The sequence below is a fragment of the Streptomyces sp. NPDC126499 genome (assembly GCF_040302485.1).
Taxonomy (GTDB): Bacteria; Actinomycetota; Actinomycetes; order Streptomycetales; family Streptomycetaceae; genus Streptomyces.
Genome location: NZ_JBEOUO010000004.1, coordinates 99531 through 117894, shown reverse-complemented (window position 1 = coordinate 117894; position 18364 = coordinate 99531). Strand labels below are relative to the sequence as shown.

Here is an 18364-nt window from a genome sequence, read left to right as displayed (position 1 = left end):
CCTGGACGCCACGGGTGCCTCTAGGCTGCTGCACCGACATCGGCGACGCGAGGCGGGGCAATGGAGCAGACACACACCACTCACCACGGTGCGGCGACCACTCCGGGGGCCCAGCGGCGCGTCCTTGTCGTCGAGGACGACGCGACGATCGTCGAGGCCATCTCCGCGCGGCTGCGCGCCGAGGGCTTCCTGGTGCAGACCGCGACCGACGGTCCGGCCGCCGTGGACGCCGCCGAGGCGTGGCAGCCGGACCTGATGGTGCTCGACGTGATGCTGCCCGGCTTCGACGGCCTGGAGGTGTGCCGCCGGGTGCAGGCCCAGCGTCCGGTCCCGGTCCTGATGCTCACCGCACGGGACGACGAGACCGACATGCTGGTCGGCCTGGGGGTCGGCGCCGACGACTACATGACGAAGCCGTTCTCGATGCGCGAGCTGGCCGCCCGGGTGCACGTGCTGCTGCGCCGGGTGGAGCGGGCCGCGCTCGCGGCGGTGACCCCGCGCAGCGGGATCCTCAGGCTCGGTGAGCTGGAGATCGACCACGCGCAGCGCCGGGTGCGGGTGAAGGCGGAGGACGTCCACCTCACCCCGACCGAGTTCGACCTGCTGGTCTGCCTGGCGAACACCCCGCGCGCGGTGCTCTCCCGCGAGCAGCTGCTCGCCGAGGTGTGGGACTGGGCGGACGCCTCCGGCACCCGCACGGTCGACAGCCACATCAAGGCGCTGCGCCGGAAGATCGGGGCCGAGCGCATCCGCACGGTCCATGGCGTGGGGTACGCGCTGGAGACCCCCGCGCCGTGAGCCGGCGGGGACGCCCCGTGAGCCGTCCGGGCCCGCGCACCGGCCGCCGGGACCGGCCGCGCCGGCGGATAGTGATCTCGATCAAGACCAAGCTCGGCGCGCTCGTCGTCGGGGCGGTCCTGCTGACCTCGGGCCTCGCCCTGGTGGCGATCCGGACCTCGACCGAGTTCCGGTACATCACGATCTTCGCGATGATCGCGACCCTGCTGATCACCCAGTTCGTGGCGCAGTCCCTGACCGCCCCGCTGGACGAGATGAACACGGTGGCCGGCTCGATCTCGCGCGGTGACTTCAGCCGCCGGGTGCGCGGCGCGGACCGCCGCGACGAGCTGGGCGACCTGGCCTCCACGATCAACCGCATGGCGGACGACCTGGAGGCGGTGGACCGGCACCGCAAGGAGCTGGTCGCCAACGTCTCGCACGAGCTGCGCACGCCGATCGCCGCGCTGCGCGCGGTCCTGGAGAACGTCGTGGACGGCGTCTCCGAGGCCGATCCGGAGACCATGCGGACGGCCCTGAAGCAGACCGAGCGGCTCGGCCGGCTCGTGGAGACGCTGCTCGACCTGTCACGCCTCGACAACGGTGTCGTCACGCTCAAGCGGCGCCGCTTCGAGGTCTGGCCGTACCTCTCCGGCGTCCTGCGCGAGGCGAACCTCGCGGCCTCCCAGCGCGGCCTGTCCTCCACCTCGGGGCTGCACAACCGCACCGACGTCCATCTGCACCTGGACGTGTCGCCGCCCGAGCTGACCGCGCACGCGGACGCCGAGCGGCTGCACCAGGTGATGGCGAACCTGATCGACAACGCGGTGAAGCACTCGCCGCCGCACGGGCGCGTGACGGTGCGGGCGCGGCGCGGGCCGTGTCCGGACTCGCTGGAGCTGGAGGTCGAGGACGAGGGCCCCGGCATTCCGGAGGCGGAGCGGCACAAGGTCTTCGAGCGGTTCAACCGGGGCACGGTCCCGGCCCAGCAGGGCCCCGGCAGCGACGGCGGCACCGGTCTGGGCCTCGCGATCGCCCGCTGGGCGGTGGATCTGCACGGTGGCCACATCGGAGTGGCCGAATCGTCACGCGGCTGCCGCATCAGACTCACTCTTCCGGGCAGGTTCCCTCCGCGGGATTGACGTAGGGTTCGAACCGGAAGCTCGCGTTCTGCGTGTAGGTGTACGACTGCTCGTACGCGGAAGGCGCGGGATCCGGTCAAGGGTGCGGCCCACAGGGCCGTAGCCGCGGTTCTCCGTACCCTCACAGAACCGGAACCCCGCTTGTTTCCCGCCATTCATGGCACCGAAACACGTCGTCAAGTGTGACTTGCGCGACGTTGGAGTGCCCGGCCTGCACCTCCAGGCCAGGGAGGCGTAGCCTTTATTTCCGCTGTCCATCACCTTGTGAAGCGGAAGAGGGCGGTTGCCGCCGTGTCGTCTCAGTCCCCCAGTACCCCGAGCTCCCCGACCGACCAAGACGGGCAGGGTCAGTCCCCTGCGACCGCCTTCGGTGCCAATGAGTGGCTCGTCGACGAGATCTACCAGCAGTACCTCCAGGACCCGAATTCGGTCGATCGTGCCTGGTGGGACTTCTTCGCCGACTACAAGCCCGGAGCGTCGGAGACCCCGGCCGCCCCGGCTGTAGCCACCCAGACCACCCCGAGCGCGCCGTCCGCGCCGCAGGCGGGCCCCGCACAGGCCGCGCCTGCCGCTCCGGCGGCCGTACCCGCTCCGGCCGCCGCCCCGGCGCCCGCCGCTCAGGCCCCGGCGCCCGCTCCCGCGAAGCCGGCCGCCGCGGCCCCGGCCCCCGCTCCGGCCGCCCCGGCGAAGCCCAAGGCCGCCGAGGCCCCCAAGGCCGAGGCCCCCGCGGGCCCCGAGCTGATCACCCTGCGCGGCCCGGCCGCCGCGGTCGCGAAGAACATGAACGCCTCGCTGGAGATGCCGACGGCCACGTCCGTCCGCGCCGTCCCGGTGAAGCTGCTCTTCGACAACCGGATCGTCATCAACAACCACCTGAAGCGCGCCCGGGGCGGGAAGATCTCCTTCACCCACCTCATCGGCTACGCCATGGTGCAGGCCATCAAGGCCATGCCGTCGATGAACTGGTCCTACGCGGAGAAGGACGGCAAGCCGACCCTCGTCAAGCCGGAGCACGTCAACTTCGGTCTGGCCATCGACCTGGTGAAGCCCAACGGCGACCGCCAGCTCGTCGTCGCCGGCATCAAGAAGGCCGAGACCCTGAACTTCTTCGAGTTCTGGCAGGCCTACGAGGACATCGTCAAGCGCGCCCGCGTCGGCAAGCTGACGATGGAGGACTTCACCGGCGTCACGGTCTCCCTGACCAACCCCGGCGGCCTCGGCACCGTCCACTCGGTCCCGCGTCTGATGCCCGGTCAGTCCGTCATCATGGGCGTCGGCTCCATGGACTACCCGGCCGAGTTCCAGGGCACCTCCCAGGACACCCTGAACAAGCTGGGCATCTCCAAGGTCATGACCCTGACCTCGACCTACGACCACCGGGTCATCCAGGGTGCGGCCTCCGGCGAGTTCCTGCGGATCGTCTCGAACCTCCTCCTCGGCGAGGACGGCTTCTACGACGACGTCTTCAAGTCGCTGCGGATCCCCTACGAGCCGGTCCGCTGGCTCAAGGACATCGACGCCTCGCACGACGACGACGTCACCAAGGCCGCCCGGGTCTTCGAGCTGATCCACTCCTACCGGGTCCGCGGCCACGTCATGGCCGACACCGACCCGCTGGAGTACAAGCAGCGCAAGCACCCCGACCTGGACATCACCGAGCACGGCCTCACCCTGTGGGACCTGGAGCGCGAGTTCGCGGTCGGCGGCTTCGCCGGCAAGTCGATGATGAAGCTCCGCGACATCCTCGGCGTGCTCCGCGACTCGTACTGCCGCACCACCGGCATCGAGTTCATGCACATCCAGGACCCGAAGCAGCGCAAGTGGATCCAGGACCGGGTGGAGCGCCCGCACGCCCGCGTGGAGCGCGAGGAGCAGCTGCGCATCCTGCGCCGGCTGAACGCGGCGGAGGCATTCGAGACCTTCCTGCAGACCAAGTACGTCGGCCAGAAGCGCTTCTCGCTGGAGGGCGGCGAGTCCGTCATCCCGCTGCTCGACGCGGTCATCGACTCCGCGGCGGAGTCCCGCCTCGACGAGGTCGTCATCGGCATGGCCCACCGCGGCCGCCTGAACGTCCTCGCGAACATCGTCGGCAAGTCGTACGCGCAGATCTTCCGCGAGTTCGAGGGCAACCTCGACCCGAAGTCGATGCACGGCTCCGGCGACGTGAAGTACCACCTGGGCGCCGAGGGCACCTTCACGGGCCTCGACGGCGAGCAGATCAAGGTCTCGCTGGTCGCCAACCCCTCCCACCTGGAGGCGGTCGACCCGGTCCTGGAGGGTGTCGCCCGCGCCAAGCAGGACGTCATCAACAAGGGCGGCACGGACTTCACCGTCCTGCCGGTCGCCCTGCACGGTGACGCGGCCTTCGCCGGCCAGGGCGTGGTCGCCGAGACGCTGAACATGTCGCAGCTGCGCGGCTACCGCACCGGCGGCACGGTCCACATCGTCATCAACAACCAGGTCGGCTTCACCGCGGCCCCCGAGTCCTCGCGTTCCTCCATGTACGCGACGGACGTGGCCCGCATGATCGAGGCGCCGATCTTCCACGTGAACGGCGACGACCCGGAGGCCTGCGTCCGGGTGGCGCGGCTCGCCTTCGAGTTCCGCCAGACGTTCAACAAGGACGTCGTGATCGACCTCATCTGCTACCGCCGCCGCGGTCACAACGAGGGCGACAACCCGCAGTTCACCAACCCGCAGATGTACACCCTGATCGACAAGAAGCGTTCGGTGCGCAAGCTGTACACCGAGTCGCTGATCGGTCGTGGCGACATCACCCTGGAGGAGGCGGAGCAAGCGCTCCAGGACTTCCAGGGCCAGCTGGAGAAGGTGTTCGCGGAGGTCCGCGAGGCCACCTCGGCCCCGGCGCCGGCGCACGTCCCGGACCCCCAGCCCGAGTTCCCGGTCGCCGTCACCACCGCGGTCTCCGCGGAGGTCGTCAAGCGGATCGCCGAGTCGCAGGTCAACATCCCGGAGCGGATCACGGTCCACCCGCGTCTGCTGCCGCAGCTGCAGCGCCGCGCGGCCTCGATCGACGACGGCACCATCGACTGGGGCTTCGGCGAGACCCTCGCCATCGGCTCGCTGCTGATGGAGGGCACCCCGGTCCGCCTGTCGGGCCAGGACTCCCGCCGCGGCACCTTCGGCCAGCGCCACGCGGTGCTCGTGGACCAGGAGACCGGCGAGGACTACACCCCGCTGCTCTACCTGACCGACGACCAGGCCCACTTCAACGTCTACGACTCGCTGCTCAGCGAGTACGCGGCGATGGGCTTCGAGTACGGTTACTCGCTGGCCCGCCCGGACTCCCTGGTGATCTGGGAGGCCCAGTTCGGTGACTTCGTCAACGGCGCGCAGACCGTCGTCGACGAGTTCATCTCCTCGGCCGAGCAGAAGTGGGGCCAGACCTCCGGCGTCACGCTGCTGCTGCCGCACGGCTACGAGGGCCAGGGCCCGGACCACTCGTCCGCCCGCCCGGAGCGCTTCCTCCAGATGTGCGCGCAGGACAACATGACGGTCGCCATGCCGACGCTGCCGTCGAACTACTTCCACCTCCTGCGCTGGCAGGTGCACAACCCGCACCACAAGCCGCTCATCGTCTTCACCCCGAAGTCGATGCTGCGTCTGAAGGCCGCGGCGTCGAAGATGGAGGAGTTCACCACCGGCGGCTTCCGCCCGGTGATCGGCGACTCGACGGCCAACCCGGCCGACGTGCGCAAGGTCGTCTTCTGCGCGGGCAAGGTCTACTACGACCTGGAGGCCGAGCGTCAGAAGCGCGGTGTCACGGACACGGCGATCATCCGTCTGGAGCGCCTGTACCCGCTGCCGGGTGCCGAGCTGCAGGCCGAGATCTCCAAGTACCCGAACGCCGAGAAGTACCTGTGGGCGCAGGAGGAGCCGGCGAACCAGGGTGCCTGGCCGTTCATCGCGCTCAACCTGATCGACCACCTGGACCTGGCGGTCGGCGCGGACATCCCGGCGGGCGAGCGCCTGCGCCGGATCTCCCGCCCGCACTCCTCGTCCCCGGCGGTCGGTTCGGCCAAGCGTCACCAGGCCGAGCAGGCGCAGCTGGTCGCGGAGGTCTTCGACGCCTGACGGGCGTACGAAGGACACGGCGTACGACCGGAGGCCCGGCACCCCGCGTGGGGTGCCGGGCCTCCGGCGTTTCCCGACCCGCCGTTACCGGGTTCGTTTCCCGGCCCGCCGTTACCGGGTTCGTGCCCCGGCCTGCCTTACGGGGCTCGTGCCCCGGGCCCGCCGTTACGGGGCTCAGCCCAGGTTGGCCTCGAAGTCCCAGTACGGGCGGTTGCGCTGGCGCGCCGACAGGGTGTGCGGGTGCTGGGCGCCGAGGGTGCGGGTGAGGGTGAGCAGGGCGTCCTCCTCCAGCTTGCTCGCCTCCTCGTTCTCCCTGAGGCCGCGCAGGTCGGTCGCGAGCGCCACCTGGCAGGAGAGGGTGAGCGGGTGTTCGTTGCCGAGGGTGTGCCGGGCCCGGCGCAGGGTGTCGCGGCTGAGCTCGGCGGCGTCGGCCACCCGGCCGTTGAAGTTGCGGGCGGCCGAGGCGTTGAGGGCGCAGCCGAGGACCCAGGGGTGGTCGGGCCCGAGGGAGGCGGTCAGGCCGGCGAGCGCGGCCTCCAGGATGGCGAGGGCGTCGGCGCGCTGGCCGGAGGCCTGGAGGACGAGCGCGGTGTTGGCGAGGACGCCGGTGGCGACGGGGTGGGCGGGGCCGAGCAGGGCGCGGTAACCGGCCTCGGCCTCGTGGCTGAGTTCGCGCGCGTGGTCGAGGTCGCCGTGTTCGCGCAGGTAGTTGGCGTAGTTGTTGATGGAGGAGAGCGTCACGTAGTGGGTGCGGCCGTGCACCTGCTCCAGCTGTTCGAGGAGGCTGGCCATGGTCGCGCCGAGGTCCTGCTGGAAGCCGCCCTCGCGGCGCCGGCACAGGGCCAGCTGGGTGCGGGCGTACAGGGTCTGCAGGTGCTGGGGTCCCAGGATCCTCACGTGGACGCGGACACTGGCCTCCTGGCGGGCCAGGGCCTCGCGGTAGTGGCCGAGCAGGCGAAGGTCGTGGGCGACGTTGTTGCCGATGGTGAGGGTCTGCGAGTGCAGGGCGCCGAGGACGCTCTCCGCGCGGGCGAGCGTGGCGATGTCCTGCTCGTACGCCTCCTTGTAGCGTCCGAGCAGCCGCAGCGAGATGCCGAGGTTGTTGCCGGCGACGAGGGTGAGGAACTCGTTCTCGCCGAGGAGGCGCTGGGCGTCGGCGAGGACGTCGCGCTGCATCCGCTCCGACTCCTGGTACTGGCCGAGGTAGCGCAGGTCGCTGGCGATGGAGACGGCCGAGCGCAGCGAGCCGAGCGGGTCGGGGTTCGGCGCCTCGTCGAGGCGGGCGCGCAGGGCCAGGTCGAGCTGGTAGGCGTCGCGGAAGCGCCCGTACCGCCGCAGGATGTTGCTTTCCTGGTTGGTGAGTTCCTGCATCTCGGGGCTGACCGGGTCCATGAAGGTGGACCAGTGCTCCCGGATCTTCTCCGCGAGGCGGACGCCGGCCTTGAACTCGCCGCTGCGGAAGCAGTAGCGCAGACAGTTGAGCACGGCGGTCTGGACGCGGGGGTTGCGGCTGGCGAGGGCCCCGGAGGGCTCCAGGTGGGGCAGGAGTTCGGCGTAGCGGGGCCAGTTGCGGCTGTCCAGGGGGTTGCCGGGGTCGGCCTCGGCGAGCAGGGTGCGGACCGCCTTGCGGTGGGCCGCGCGGTGTTCGCCGTCGGTCAGCCGGGACACGATGTCGTGGACGAGCCGGTGCATGTGCACGGACTCCTGGTGGGGCCCCATCTCCCCGCCGGCGACCGGACCGCGGGACTCGCGGCTGAGCACCGAGTAGTTGACCAGGGTGTCCAGGGCGCGGGACCAGGCGGCCAGGTCGGTGACCATCCAGCGCAGGTCCTCGGGGAGTTCGGCCTGCGGGTAGGCGCGGACGACGCCGAGCGGGATGCGGCCGGGGGCGAAGGAGGCGCACAGGCTGAGCACGTCGATGGCCTGCGGCTGGGAGCGCCGGAGCCGGTTGATCAGTATCGACCAGGAGGTGAGGGAGGCGTTGGGGATGCCGTCGCCGCCGGACGGCTCGTCGACGGCGGAGATGCGGCCGTCGCGGACCATCCGCAGGTACTCGGAGACCTCCATGCGGGACTCGCCGAGCCAGGCGGCGGCCTGGACGAGCGGCAGGGGTACGTCGCCGAACTCGGCGGCGACCTCGTCGGCCTCGGGTGCGGTGATGTGCGGGGCGCGCCGCATCAGATAGCCGGTGGACTCGGCCCGGTCGAAGCTGGGGATCTCCAGGATGTCGGTGTGGTCGCCCCAGCCGCGGTTGCGGGAGGTGATGAGGACGTGGCCGGGGCCCTGGGGCAGCATCACGCCGGCGCCGTCGGTGTCGTCCCAGCCGTCGAAGACGACGAGCCAGCGGGAGTGCGGGGTGCCGCGGCGCAGGGCCTCGCGGACGGCGCGGATGCGTTCGCCGGGCTCGCTTCCGGTGGTGAGGCCCAGCTGGGCGGCGAGCTCGCCGAAGCGGTCGCGCTGGACGTTGCGGTCGTCGGAGCTGACCCACCACACGACGTCGTAGTCGGAGCTGAAGCGGTGGGCGTACTCGGCGGCGATCTGGGTCTTGCCGATGCCGGACATACCGAGCAGGGTGCAGGCGGCGTTGCCGCGCTCGGCGTCCATGAGCCGTTCCTGGAGCTCGGTGAGCAGGTCGTCGCGGCCGGTGAAACGGGGGTTGCGGCGCGGGACCTCGCCCCAGACCTCGGGGGGCGTGTCCGGGAAGCGGACGAGTGCCCCGGCGGGCAGCCGGCGCCCGGTGGTGCGCCCCGGGTCGACGCCGAGCCGGCTGAGCAGCCGCGCCTCGGCCTCCTCCTCGCCGACGCCCCACAGGCTGACGGGTTCCAGGACGGCGGTGGCCGGCAGCAGGGTCCGGTTGGTGAGGTTGACGGCGGCGAACCGCTCGGCGTGGGCGGCGACGAAGCCGCGCAGCACGTCGTTCCACTCGCCGGACTGCCGCGGGCCGAGCTGGAAGAACCAGTCGTCCAGGACGAGCAGCACCTGGCCCCGGGCGAGCAGCAGGTCGCCGAGCGAGTCCTCCAGGGGCACCTCGCGCGGCGGGTCCCAGCGCTGGAGGCTGGCGCGCACGCCGTGGGCGTCGAGCCGCTGGTTGATCCAGGTCGCCCAGGGGCGGTGATAGCCAGGGAAGACCACGAGGACATGCCCCGGCGAGGCACTTCCGGATCCGTGGTCCACCGCACCGCCCGACCGCTGTTCCGCCATCTGTCGTGTCTCCCGTCCCGCTCCCGCACGCAACGCAGTGTCATGTGACGTGGGCACAGTGTTACCCAGCCGCGAGGGGAGTCGCGCCGAGGCTCGCATGATGCTGCCTCATTTGGTCCGCGAACTCCCGCCCCTCGGCAGTCAGTTCATCGGATTCAAGCAGGATCGCCAGCGCTTCACCCACCTGATCGTGGATGTCGTCGAACTGCTGCCCGGCACCGGCGCGCCAGGACCTCGGCAGCCCGTCGGCGGTGGCCGCGCGCCGCCACAGGTCGGCGAGCGCCAGATGCGCGTAGGCGCCGTGCAGCACGCCCGCGATGGGCCGTGGGTCGGGCCGCCAGCCGACGCGGTGCAGGGCGTCCCGGCCGGGCCCGTACAGCGGTACGAGTTCGTGGAGCGTGGCCAGCTTGCTGTGGTGCAGTTCGTGCACGAGCGTCTCGGCCATCCCCTGCGCCTCGGCGGGCAGCGAGGTCAGTACGGCTCCGGGGGCGGCGCTCAGGGTGGCGCCGAGGTGCCGGGGGCCGCGCCGGACGAGCGGGACGACCACCAGGACCGCGCGGGCGACTTCGGCGGCCCGGCCGGGGTCGGTGCGCCGCAGCAGCTCCTGGGCGGAGCGCCAGCGGGCGGACCAGGCGGCGTGGTCGGTGTCGGCGTGGTCGGCCGCAGTGCCGACGGAGGGGCCGTCGGCGCCGGCCGGCACCCGGTACGGGTCGAGGTCGTCCAGGCGCGCGCCGCCGAGGGGCAGCCGGCGCACCGCGCTCCAGCCTGGCCCGTGACCGGCGAGGACGCCGCGTACGCGGTCGACGAGGGTGAGACCGGCGGGCGACGGGCGGCGGGAGCCGTCCGGGTGGAACCGTACGGTGCCGTCGTCCGCGCCGATCCGGACCCGTTCGGCGGCCACCCGCAGCCGGCCCACTCCGGGTAAGGAGAGCAGGCCGTCCGGGGTCTCGACGGTCAGCTCGAGGGGTCCGCCGCAGCGCAGCGCAGCGGTGAGCGCGAGGGCGTCGAGGCGGGCGAGCAGCCGGTCGAAGCCCGGTCCGGCGGGCTCGGCGAGCGCGGCGGCCAGCCAGACACCGGTCGACGGGTAGTCGAGGATGTCGCGGACGACGGCGGGACGCAGTGTCTCGGCCCGCTCGAGCAGTGCCCAGGAGCGCTCGAAACGCCGGAGGGTCCCCGGCTCGACGGATCCGCGCTGCCGGTGGACCCGGACCAGGAGCGCCTTGAGGAGCAGCAGCCGCCGGGTGTGCAGGGCGGACCCGAGGAGGGCGAGCCCGGCCGGGTCGGGGCTGGTCCGGGCCAGGCGCGCGAAGACGGCCGCGGACAGGGACGGAGACGGGGACGCGGACGCGGAGGGGGACGGGGTGTTCACTCGCGCTTCCCTCCCCGCCTTCGTGGACCACCGGCAGCCGACGGGCATCTGGCCGGAAACGACCGGTCGGCGCGGCCACTTCGTCGGGGGTCAGCCGCGGGCTCTGTCCTCCATCCAGGAGTCGGCCAGGTCCTGCGGGCGCCAGAGCACCCGCTCGACGGCCGCCGCGAGCTCGGGATCGTCCATGAAGCGCAAGGTCCGCAGGTCGACGCCGGTGAGATCCGGCAGGGGCCGGGGCCGCCCGTCGGTCCTGTCGACGCCGGCGACCCACTCCATGTGCTGCAACACCCTCGGCTCCTCCTCACCGACCCTTGTCCCCCACGGTCGTAGCGGCGGAGCGGTTCTTCCCGACCCCGCAAACCCAGAAACCCGTTCGACTCAACTGCGCCCATGTGCGCCCCCGTTATCAAGCCGTTTCCGTTCCGGCGTGGTCGTCTACCTCCGCGCTCCGCGCCAGGGCCACCAGGGCGGTGCGATCCGCTTCCGTTCCTCCTCGGTCCTCAGGCCCGGGAAGGACTGCCGTGGGGCCGACCGCCCGGCCAGCAGCGCGCGGGTCCGTTCCACGTCCTGCCAGTCCACGGCGACGAGCGCGCCGTCGAGGCGCCGCCACTGCTCGGCGGCGGCCCGGAGCGCGGCCAGGGCGGCGGCCGGCCGGTCCATCAGCACGAGGACCGCCCCCTGCCCGTGCAACGCGCGGGCCAGGGTGATCGTGCCCGGGTGCTCGCCGTGGGCCGTACGGGCGTCCTCCGCCGCCCGCTCATAGGCGGCCAGCGCGTCGGAGAGCCGCCCGCCCCTCGCCGTCTCGCTCAGCCGGGTCCTCACCCAGGCGAGTTGCAGCCAGACCTCGGCCCGGGCGCCCGGTTCGTGGGTGGTGCGGAGCGCCTGGTCGAGGAGGTGCCGGCTCTCGAACAGGTCGGGCAGGAAGCCCGCGCGGTCGAACCGCAGGGCGAGGACGCTGCCGATGAGGACGGTGGCCCGGGTACGGGCTTCGGAGGCGGTCGGCAGGCAAGTGAACGCCTCGCGGAGGACCGACTCGGCGCGGTCGACGGGTGCGGTGCCCCGGTCGGCGGCGGCCCGGCGCAGCAGGGACTCGCCCCAGGTCAGCAGGAGCCGGCCGCGCTGTTCGCCCTCGGCCGGCGTGAGAAGGGTGGCCCGCTCGTAGGCCGCGTCGGCGGCCGGCCCGTCGCCGGTGGACTCGTGCAGCCGGGCCCGCGCGGTGGTCCAGCGCAGCCGGAGGGCGTCGGAGTCGCCGAGCAGGGGTTCGGCCCGGTCCAGGGCGTCGGCGACGTCCTCGGGCGGGGAGCCGGCGAGGTGGAGGGCGTCGGCCAGGTCGAGCAGCACGGGCCCGGTGGCGCGCAGGGTGAGGGCGTCGGTGAACGCGGCCGCCGCCTCCGGTCCTTCGCCGCGGGCGAGCAGCAGCCGCCCGCGCCGTACGAACAGGGCGTGGCGCTGCGCCTCGGGCCAGTCGGCCGCGTCCCCGTCGAGGGCGGCGAGGGCCGCGTCGAGCCGGTTCGCCTCGCCGGTGTGGCGCCACAGGGCGTAGTGGGCGGCGGCCTGTTCGAGGCGGGCCTCCGCCCAGGCGGCGCCGCCGGGTGCGGCGAGCTCCGCGGCCCGTACGAGCTCGGTCACGGCCCGGTCGAGCAGTTCCCGGCGCCTGCCCCGGTCCCGTACGGCGGCGGTGCCGGCCTGCGCGTACAGCACCTGGCCGAGGACGAGCCGGGCGGTGGCGGCGTCCTCGGGGCGGCCGGCGGGGCCGTCGTCGGCGAGGGCGGCCTCGGCCCGCTCCAGGGCGGCGTCGAGCAGCGACGGGTCGGACTGGGCGCGCCACTGGTCGAGCAGCCGGCGGGCGGCGGCGAGCGGTTCGGGGGTGATCAGGTCGGGGTGGTAGAAGCGCAGCACGCGCGCGGGGATGCGGGCGAAGAGCTCCGCGGCGGCACCGGCCGGTTCCTCGCTCTCCTCGCCCGGCCCGGTGGCGGCGACCGGTTCCTCGTCGGTGCCGTGTCCGGCGAGCCGGGCGGCGGCGAGGGCGGGGAAGTTGCGCATGCCCTGCCCGAAGTGCCGCTCGACGAACTCGGAGCAGTGCTTGAGCACGAGGACGGCGGCGCCCCGGTCCAGCGAGCCGAGGAGGTGCTCCTGCACGGCCGGGGAGAAGCTGAAGCAGGGGTACGGGGTGGGGCCGGGCAGCCGGCGCAGGAGCCCGCTCAGCAGGACCTCGGCGAGCTCCATGGGGCCGGTGTCGGGGAGCATGGCGCGCTGCACGAGCTGCATCACGGGCAGGGCGAGCGGGGCGGCGGCGAGGTGGACGGCGAGGCGTACCGCGCCGGGGGAGGCTCCGGCGCGGAAGGCGCGCAGCAGGTCCTCGTCGCCGCGCCGGGCGCCGCCGTTCGCGATCCCGGCGGCCACGGGGCCGGTCCCTGGGTGGGTGCCGGGTCCGGTCCGGGGACCGGTGCCGGTGGAGGCGGCGGGGACGGGGGCGGGGGTGGCGCAGGTGGAGGGGGCGGGGGCGATCCTGGCCGCCCAGCCGCGGACGGCTCCCCCGCCGTGTCCGGTGAGCAGCCGGGCCCAGGAGGCGAAGGCCTCCGGGGTGGGGGTGAGCACGGGCACGGCCCGCAGGTCCTGGGCGACGGGTTCCCAGGCCGCCTCGTCGGGCTCGAAGCCGACGTGGCCGCCGGGGACGGTGGGCCGCAGCAGGGTGCCCGGTTCGACGGGCAGCGCGGTGCGGGGCCACAGGCGCGGGGGCAGCGGCTGGACGAGGGCGAGCGGGGAGTGCCGGGGCCACTGGTGGATCAGCCGCTGGGCGGCGCCGCGCTGCCAGAGCGGGCCGACGCAGTCGCTGACGACGAGCGTGAGGCGGCGCCCGGTGGGGTCGTGCAGCTGGTCGCCGGGGCGCAGCCGGGGACGGCCGTCGGAGCCGGAGGTGGTGGTGACCAGCGGCGGCCCCTCGCCGGTGTCGTGGAGGCGGTGGACCTGGACGTCGCGGAAGGCGCCGGACTGCTGGCAGGCCTGGCGCAGTTCCTCGACCATCCTGCTCCACACGACCATGGCCGGTCCGGTGTCCATGAGGAGCTGGATGTCGGGCCGCCGGCCCGCGGCGGGGCGCAGCACGGGGGTGAGGATGCCCGAGGCGGCGCTGTGTTCGGCGGTGGCCTCCTCGTCGAGGCGCCCTTCGCCGGGCCGGGCGGGGAGGAGGGTGGCGTAGTGGCGCAGCGGGCGGAGGGCCTTCTGCAGCCCGAGGAGTCCGGGCAGGGCGTTGGCGCCGGGGGCGCGTACGGGCAGGGCGGCGCCGCCCGTACCGCCGGTGCGGCCACGGCCGCCGACCGGGGGCAGGGCGAGGTCGACGGTCTCGGTGGGCCGGGGCGGCGGGGCGTCCGGGGCGCGCGGGTCGGGTGTGGCCGAGGGGACGGGGGTGGAGGTGGCCGGATCTCGACGGTCGAGGGAGGGGTCGGACCGGGGCGGGCCCGGCGGCGGATCCCCGTCCCGTCCCTCCCCCGGACCCGGACCGGGGGCGTCCGCGTGGAACTGTGCCGGGTCGGCGCGCGGCAGCCACTGGGCGAGCCAGACGGCGTCCGCGACCTCCTCGGCGGTCGGGTCCTGCCCGCCGGCCCGGAGTCTGCGGGTGAGCTCTTCCAGATGCATCCGGTGCATCCGGCCATCACCTCGGCTGATCGAGCGGCTGCATGAGCATGTCCGCGATGCGGTCCCTGGTCACCCGCTCGGCGCGGGGGGCGTGCTGGGTCAGATAGAGGGCGTTGAGCAGCTGGTCGGTGGCGATGACCTCGCCGGGCTCCCGGTCGAGGAAGCGGGCGACGAGCCCGGGTTCGGCGGCCGCGGCGTCCGGCCCGAGATGGGCCTCGATCATGGCGCCGAGCTGCTCCTCGCCGGGCGGTTCGAGCTCCAGGCGGATGCAGCGGCGCAACAGGGCGGCGGGGAAGTCCCGTTCGCCGTTGGAGGTGAGCACGATGAAGGGGAAGGTGGTGCAGCGGATCCGGCCCCCGTACACCGGCACCTTGCGTCCGTCGTCGGTGAGCACCTCCACCACCGGTTCGCGGTCGGCGAGCCGCTCCAGCTCGGGGATGGCGAACTCGCCCTCCTCCAGGGCGTTGAGGAGGTCGTTGGGCAGGTCGAGGTCGCTCTTGTCGAGCTCGTCGATGAGCAGCACCCGGGGCAGCTCGGAGGGCAGCAGCGCGGTGCCGAGCGGGCCGAGCCGGAGGTACGAGCCGATCCCGGCCGGACTCGCGGCCGTCCGCTCGGAGTCGGCGCGGGCCCGCTCCAGCTGCACGTCCTGGAGGCGGCCGATGGCGTCGTAGCGGTAGAGCCCGTCCTGCAGCGTCGACCGGCTCACGATCGGCCACCGCAGCACCCGGCCGAGCCCCAGCTCATGGGCGACGGCATGGGCGAGCGTCGACTTGCCCGTGCCGGGATTGCCGGTGACCAGGAGCGGCCTGCGCAGATAGAGCGCGGCGTTCACGGCGTCGGTCTCGGCGGGCCTGGGATGGTGGTTCTGCACCAGCCTGCGCCGCACCCCGAGCCGCCGGTCCGACCCGGCGAGCGTGTCATCGGCCCCACCGGCGGAGAAGTCCCGCCACGGCGGCGGCGCGGGCAACCGCCGTATCTCGTCGTGCGGATGGCCGGCACCCCGATAGATCCGCCAATCGTTCACGCCTGACTCCTCCTGGCTGCGGTGTCTTCGCCGGGCCCGTCGAACGTACCGCGCGGGCCACCGCGCTGCCGACGTCCAAACCGGTCCGGTTGGTGGGGAGTTGAGTTCGACCGCCGGGGGGCGGGGTCCGGCTGGGGTCGGGGGCCGGCTGGGGGCGGGACCCGGCTGGGGGGCGGGACCCGGCTGGGGGGCGGGACCCGGCTGCGGCGGGGGTCCGCTCGGGGCGCACCGGGCGGGGCGGGGCCGGCCGTCACCGGTCGGGCGCCTGGTGCGGGCCGGGCGGGTCCGGTGGCTGCTGCGGGCCGGGGCGCTCCGGCGTGTGGTGCGGGCCGTCATCGGTCGGGCTCGGTGAGGAGGGCGGGGCCCTGGAGGGGGGCGTCGTACGGGGGGCGGTCGGGCGGGTCGTAGAGGACGGCGAGGTCCTCGGCCCAGGCGTGGTCGGAGCGCTCGCGCGGATCGCCCTCGGTGTCGGCGGCGCGCATGCGGCGCAGGGTGCGCACCGGGCGGTGCAGGCCCTCGGCGCCGGCGGCGGCCGCGAGGAGTTCGCCGGCCCGCTCGTGGAACTCGGCGCAGTCCTCGTGGTCGCGGGCCGAGCGCCGCCACAGGACGATGGGGTGCCCGGCGGCCAGCGCGGCCTCCATGGCCCGCTGACCGTCGCCCCCGGCGACCGGGCCGCAGTAGACCGGCACGCTGCCGTCCGCGACCGCGTCGAGCCGCTCGTACGCGCTCATCCGGCTCTCCTTGCGCCGGTGCGGCGCGTGCGCGTCGCCCTCGCCGTCTCCCACCGCCGCCAGGACCTCGGCTCGCAGCGGCACCGCCCGCAGCGGCCCGCTCTCGCTGCCGCGCCAGCGCTTGCGCCACTCCGGGGAGGGCGGGTGCCGGCTGCGGTGCCGGTCGCGGATGACGACGGTCCGCCGCTGACCGAGCGGCAGCGAGCGCTCCCCGAAGGGCTCGTCGTCGGGCGAGAGCCGCCAGGTGTCCAGTGGTTCGTCGAACAGCTCGCGCGGCAGCACCACCTCGATCGCGGCGAGGTGGTCACCGCTGTCCCCGAGGCGGAGGGCGTCGGCCAGCGGCCCGCGCAGCGTCTCGCGGAGCCGGTCGCGGGGCACTCCGCCGTCGTCGCCGCGCAGCGGGCTGACCGTACGGCCGTCGAACAGCAGCATCACGCGCCAGGCGTAGCGCCGGGGGCTGCTGTAGGGGACGGCGTCGATCTCGACGCGTACGTCGGCGCGCGCGCCCCGCTCCCCGGCGGCAAGGGCCTCGGCGTCGTCGTCGCCCCGGGCCGGCGCGGGGTCGAGCAGGGCGGCGATCTCCTCGCGTACGGCGACGTGGGCGCCGCCCGACTCGTCGGCGATCCAGCCGGTGAGCCCGTCGATGCCGGGTCCGGGCCCGTACCGCTCGGTGAGGTGCCGGGCGACCTTCGCCGCGTAGAGGAGGACGGCGTCGAGCCCGAGGTCGGTGGCCTCGGGTCCGTGCTCGCGCCGTGGGGCGTGCAGTTCGTGGAGGAGGCCCACGCCGTCCCGCCAGGTGCGGGCGTCGGTCTCCAGGACGGCCTGGTACTCGGGGTGCAGCACCCGGCGCTTGACCGCGTCGACGAGGGCCATGACCTCACCGGGCCCGCTGGGCGGCGGCAGTTCGGCGAACCGCCCGTAGAGCTGGACCCGCCGGACCGGGCTGACGCCGCGGGCGGTGGCCGGCCACAGCTCGGTCTGCGCGTCGGTCCAGGTGCGGCCGGAGCCGAAGGAGCGGTGCCGGGCGAGGTGGTGGCGGTCGTGGGCGCGCAGCACCTCGTGCAGGACCTCGCCGCCGGGCACGTCGTGGAGCTCGCGCAGCGAGGTCAGCGGGACGGCGGCGCCCTCGTTCTGGCCCCGGCCCTTGTTGACGCCGATGACGGCGCCCCGGCCGAGGTCGACGACGGGCCCGCCGGAGCAGCCCTCGACGGGGACGGCCCACTGCAGCAGCAGGGCTCCGCCGGAGAAGCCGTTGGCCTGGCCCTCGACGTCACGGACGGCGACCTCGCCGGTCTGCCGCGACCAGCCGTGCAGGCTGACCCGCGCGGGCGTGGTCGGCGGCCGCTCGCTGAGCCGTACGCAGGCGGCGTCGCGGGCGTCCTCGACGCGGACGAGGGCGAGGTCGGGGAAGTCCCAGAAGGTGCGCGTCTCCTCGGGCGTGGCGGGGCGCGGCTTGGCCAGCACGACCCGGCCCGTGGTCTGGCCGCCCTCCCAGGTGATGCCGACGGCCGGTTCCTTCCTCCACACCGCGCTACCCCCCTTGGCCACCACGTGGGCGCAGGTCAGCACCCAGCCGGGGGCGATGAAGAAGCCCGTGCCCCAGAACGGGTCGCCGTGCGGGTCATACCCGCCGCCGGGAGCGGCGATGCGTACGAGTGCGGGGCGCACGAGAGCGTCGAGGGCGCTCATACGGCGCCGGGGCCGTTCTCCGGGGAGACGGCGGGTGAGGGGACGGGAGGGATGACGGGGGCGGCGGCGGGGTCGGCCGGTGTGGACGGCGGGGCGGCAGGGAGGACGGGGCCACCGGGGCCGGCCGGGGCGGACGCCGGGGCGGCGGGGACGTCGGGGGCGAAGGCCGGGACGGCGGGGATGACGGGGGCGGCGGAGGTGGCGGGACCAGGGGCCGCGGCGGCCGGTGCCGTCTCCGGTTGCGCGTGGGCTCCCGGCGGCGCCTCCGGCGACGGGCCGGGCTCGCGGCCCGGCTCGGTCCAGGTCAGGGAGACGTTGACCGAGGCCTTGCCGCCGCCGTCGGCGAGGACGCCGATCACCTTCCCGGCCTGCGCGGAGAGTTCGATGCCGAAGCTGACGGCGACCTCGACCGAGCCCTGCGGGTCGAGGCCCGCGCGCAGGGAACCGACCACCCCGCGCACCACGTCGGTGAGGCCCCCGGCCATGGACACGACCCGGTCGCCGATGCCGGTGTCCTGGAACCCGCTGCCCCGGTCGAGCTCCTCCGCCCCGCTGATCCGGGCCCAGACGGGCGTGCCGTCGTCCAGCCGTATCCGAGCGATCCCATGCGTCACAGCGGCCCCCGCTCCCCGAACGATGATGAAGAAGGCTAGTCCGAGGGACGGGTGAGGAACAGGGGACGCGGTCGGTTCTCCCGTAC

The 18364-nt window shown here is 74.0% G+C and carries 10 protein-coding genes; 3 read left to right on the top strand and 7 right to left on the bottom strand.

The window, feature by feature from the left end:
- Window positions 1-60: 60 nt before the first annotated feature.
- The 3 genes from ABTZ91_RS07275 (at window position 61) to ABTZ91_RS07265 (ending at window position 6014) form a co-directional block, all read left to right on the top strand.
- Window positions 61-798, top strand: a complete 738-nt coding sequence (locus tag ABTZ91_RS07275) for a response regulator transcription factor (RefSeq protein ID WP_352076151.1) — start codon at window positions 61-63, stop codon at window positions 796-798.
- Between the two features lie 17 nt (window positions 799-815).
- Entirely contained in the window at window positions 816-1919 is a 1104-nt protein-coding gene (locus tag ABTZ91_RS07270) for a HAMP domain-containing sensor histidine kinase (RefSeq protein ID WP_352076150.1), read from the top strand.
- Between the two features lie 291 nt (window positions 1920-2210).
- Window positions 2211-6014: a multifunctional oxoglutarate decarboxylase/oxoglutarate dehydrogenase thiamine pyrophosphate-binding subunit/dihydrolipoyllysine-residue succinyltransferase subunit gene (locus ABTZ91_RS07265; protein ID WP_352076149.1), complete on the top strand. Its 3804-nt coding sequence runs from the start codon at window positions 2211-2213 to the stop codon at window positions 6012-6014.
- A 174-nt stretch (window positions 6015-6188) separates the two neighbouring features.
- Here the strand turns inward: ABTZ91_RS07265 and fxsT are convergent, their stop codons facing one another.
- From fxsT to ABTZ91_RS07230, 7 genes are all read right to left on the bottom strand, one after another.
- Window positions 6189-9215: an FxSxx-COOH system tetratricopeptide repeat protein gene (gene fxsT / locus ABTZ91_RS07260; protein WP_352076148.1), complete on the bottom strand. Its 3027-nt coding sequence runs from the start codon at window positions 9213-9215 to the stop codon at window positions 6189-6191.
- A gap of 61 nt (window positions 9216-9276) precedes the next feature.
- Window positions 9277-10584, bottom strand: coding sequence for an aKG-HExxH-type peptide beta-hydroxylase (locus ABTZ91_RS07255; protein ID WP_352076147.1), 1308 nt, complete (start codon window positions 10582-10584; stop codon window positions 9277-9279).
- Between the two features lie 90 nt (window positions 10585-10674).
- Entirely contained in the window at window positions 10675-10872 is a 198-nt protein-coding gene (locus ABTZ91_RS07250) for a hypothetical protein (RefSeq protein WP_352076146.1), read from the bottom strand.
- Window positions 10873-11019: 147 nt separating this feature from the next.
- Entirely contained in the window at window positions 11020-14229 is a 3210-nt protein-coding gene (locus ABTZ91_RS07245) for an SAV_2336 N-terminal domain-related protein (protein ID WP_352076145.1), read from the bottom strand.
- Window positions 14230-14236: 7 nt separating this feature from the next.
- Window positions 14237-15244: a MoxR family ATPase gene (locus ABTZ91_RS07240; protein ID WP_352076144.1), complete on the bottom strand. Its 1008-nt coding sequence runs from the start codon at window positions 15242-15244 to the stop codon at window positions 14237-14239.
- A gap of 332 nt (window positions 15245-15576) precedes the next feature.
- Window positions 15577-17664, bottom strand: a complete 2088-nt coding sequence (locus tag ABTZ91_RS07235) for a trypsin-like peptidase domain-containing protein (RefSeq protein WP_352076143.1) — start codon at window positions 17662-17664, stop codon at window positions 15577-15579.
- Window positions 17661-18278, bottom strand: coding sequence for a CU044_2847 family protein (locus tag ABTZ91_RS07230; RefSeq protein WP_352076142.1), 618 nt, complete (start codon window positions 18276-18278; stop codon window positions 17661-17663). The genes ABTZ91_RS07235 and ABTZ91_RS07230 overlap by 4 nt, the downstream gene beginning before the upstream one ends.
- Between the last annotated feature and the right edge of the window lie 86 nt (window positions 18279-18364).

Coding starts and splice junctions, on each gene's coding strand:
- ABTZ91_RS07275 (WP_352076151.1), top strand. CDS start 61: ATGGAGCAGACACACACCACTCACCACGGTGCGGCGACCACTCCGGGG.
- fxsT (WP_352076148.1), bottom strand. CDS start 9,215: ATGGCGGAACAGCGGTCGGGCGGTGCGGTGGACCACGGATCCGGAAGT.
- ABTZ91_RS07245 (WP_352076145.1), bottom strand. CDS start 14,229: ATGCACCGGATGCATCTGGAAGAGCTCACCCGCAGACTCCGGGCCGGC.
- ABTZ91_RS07235 (WP_352076143.1), bottom strand. CDS start 17,664: ATGAGCGCCCTCGACGCTCTCGTGCGCCCCGCACTCGTACGCATCGCC.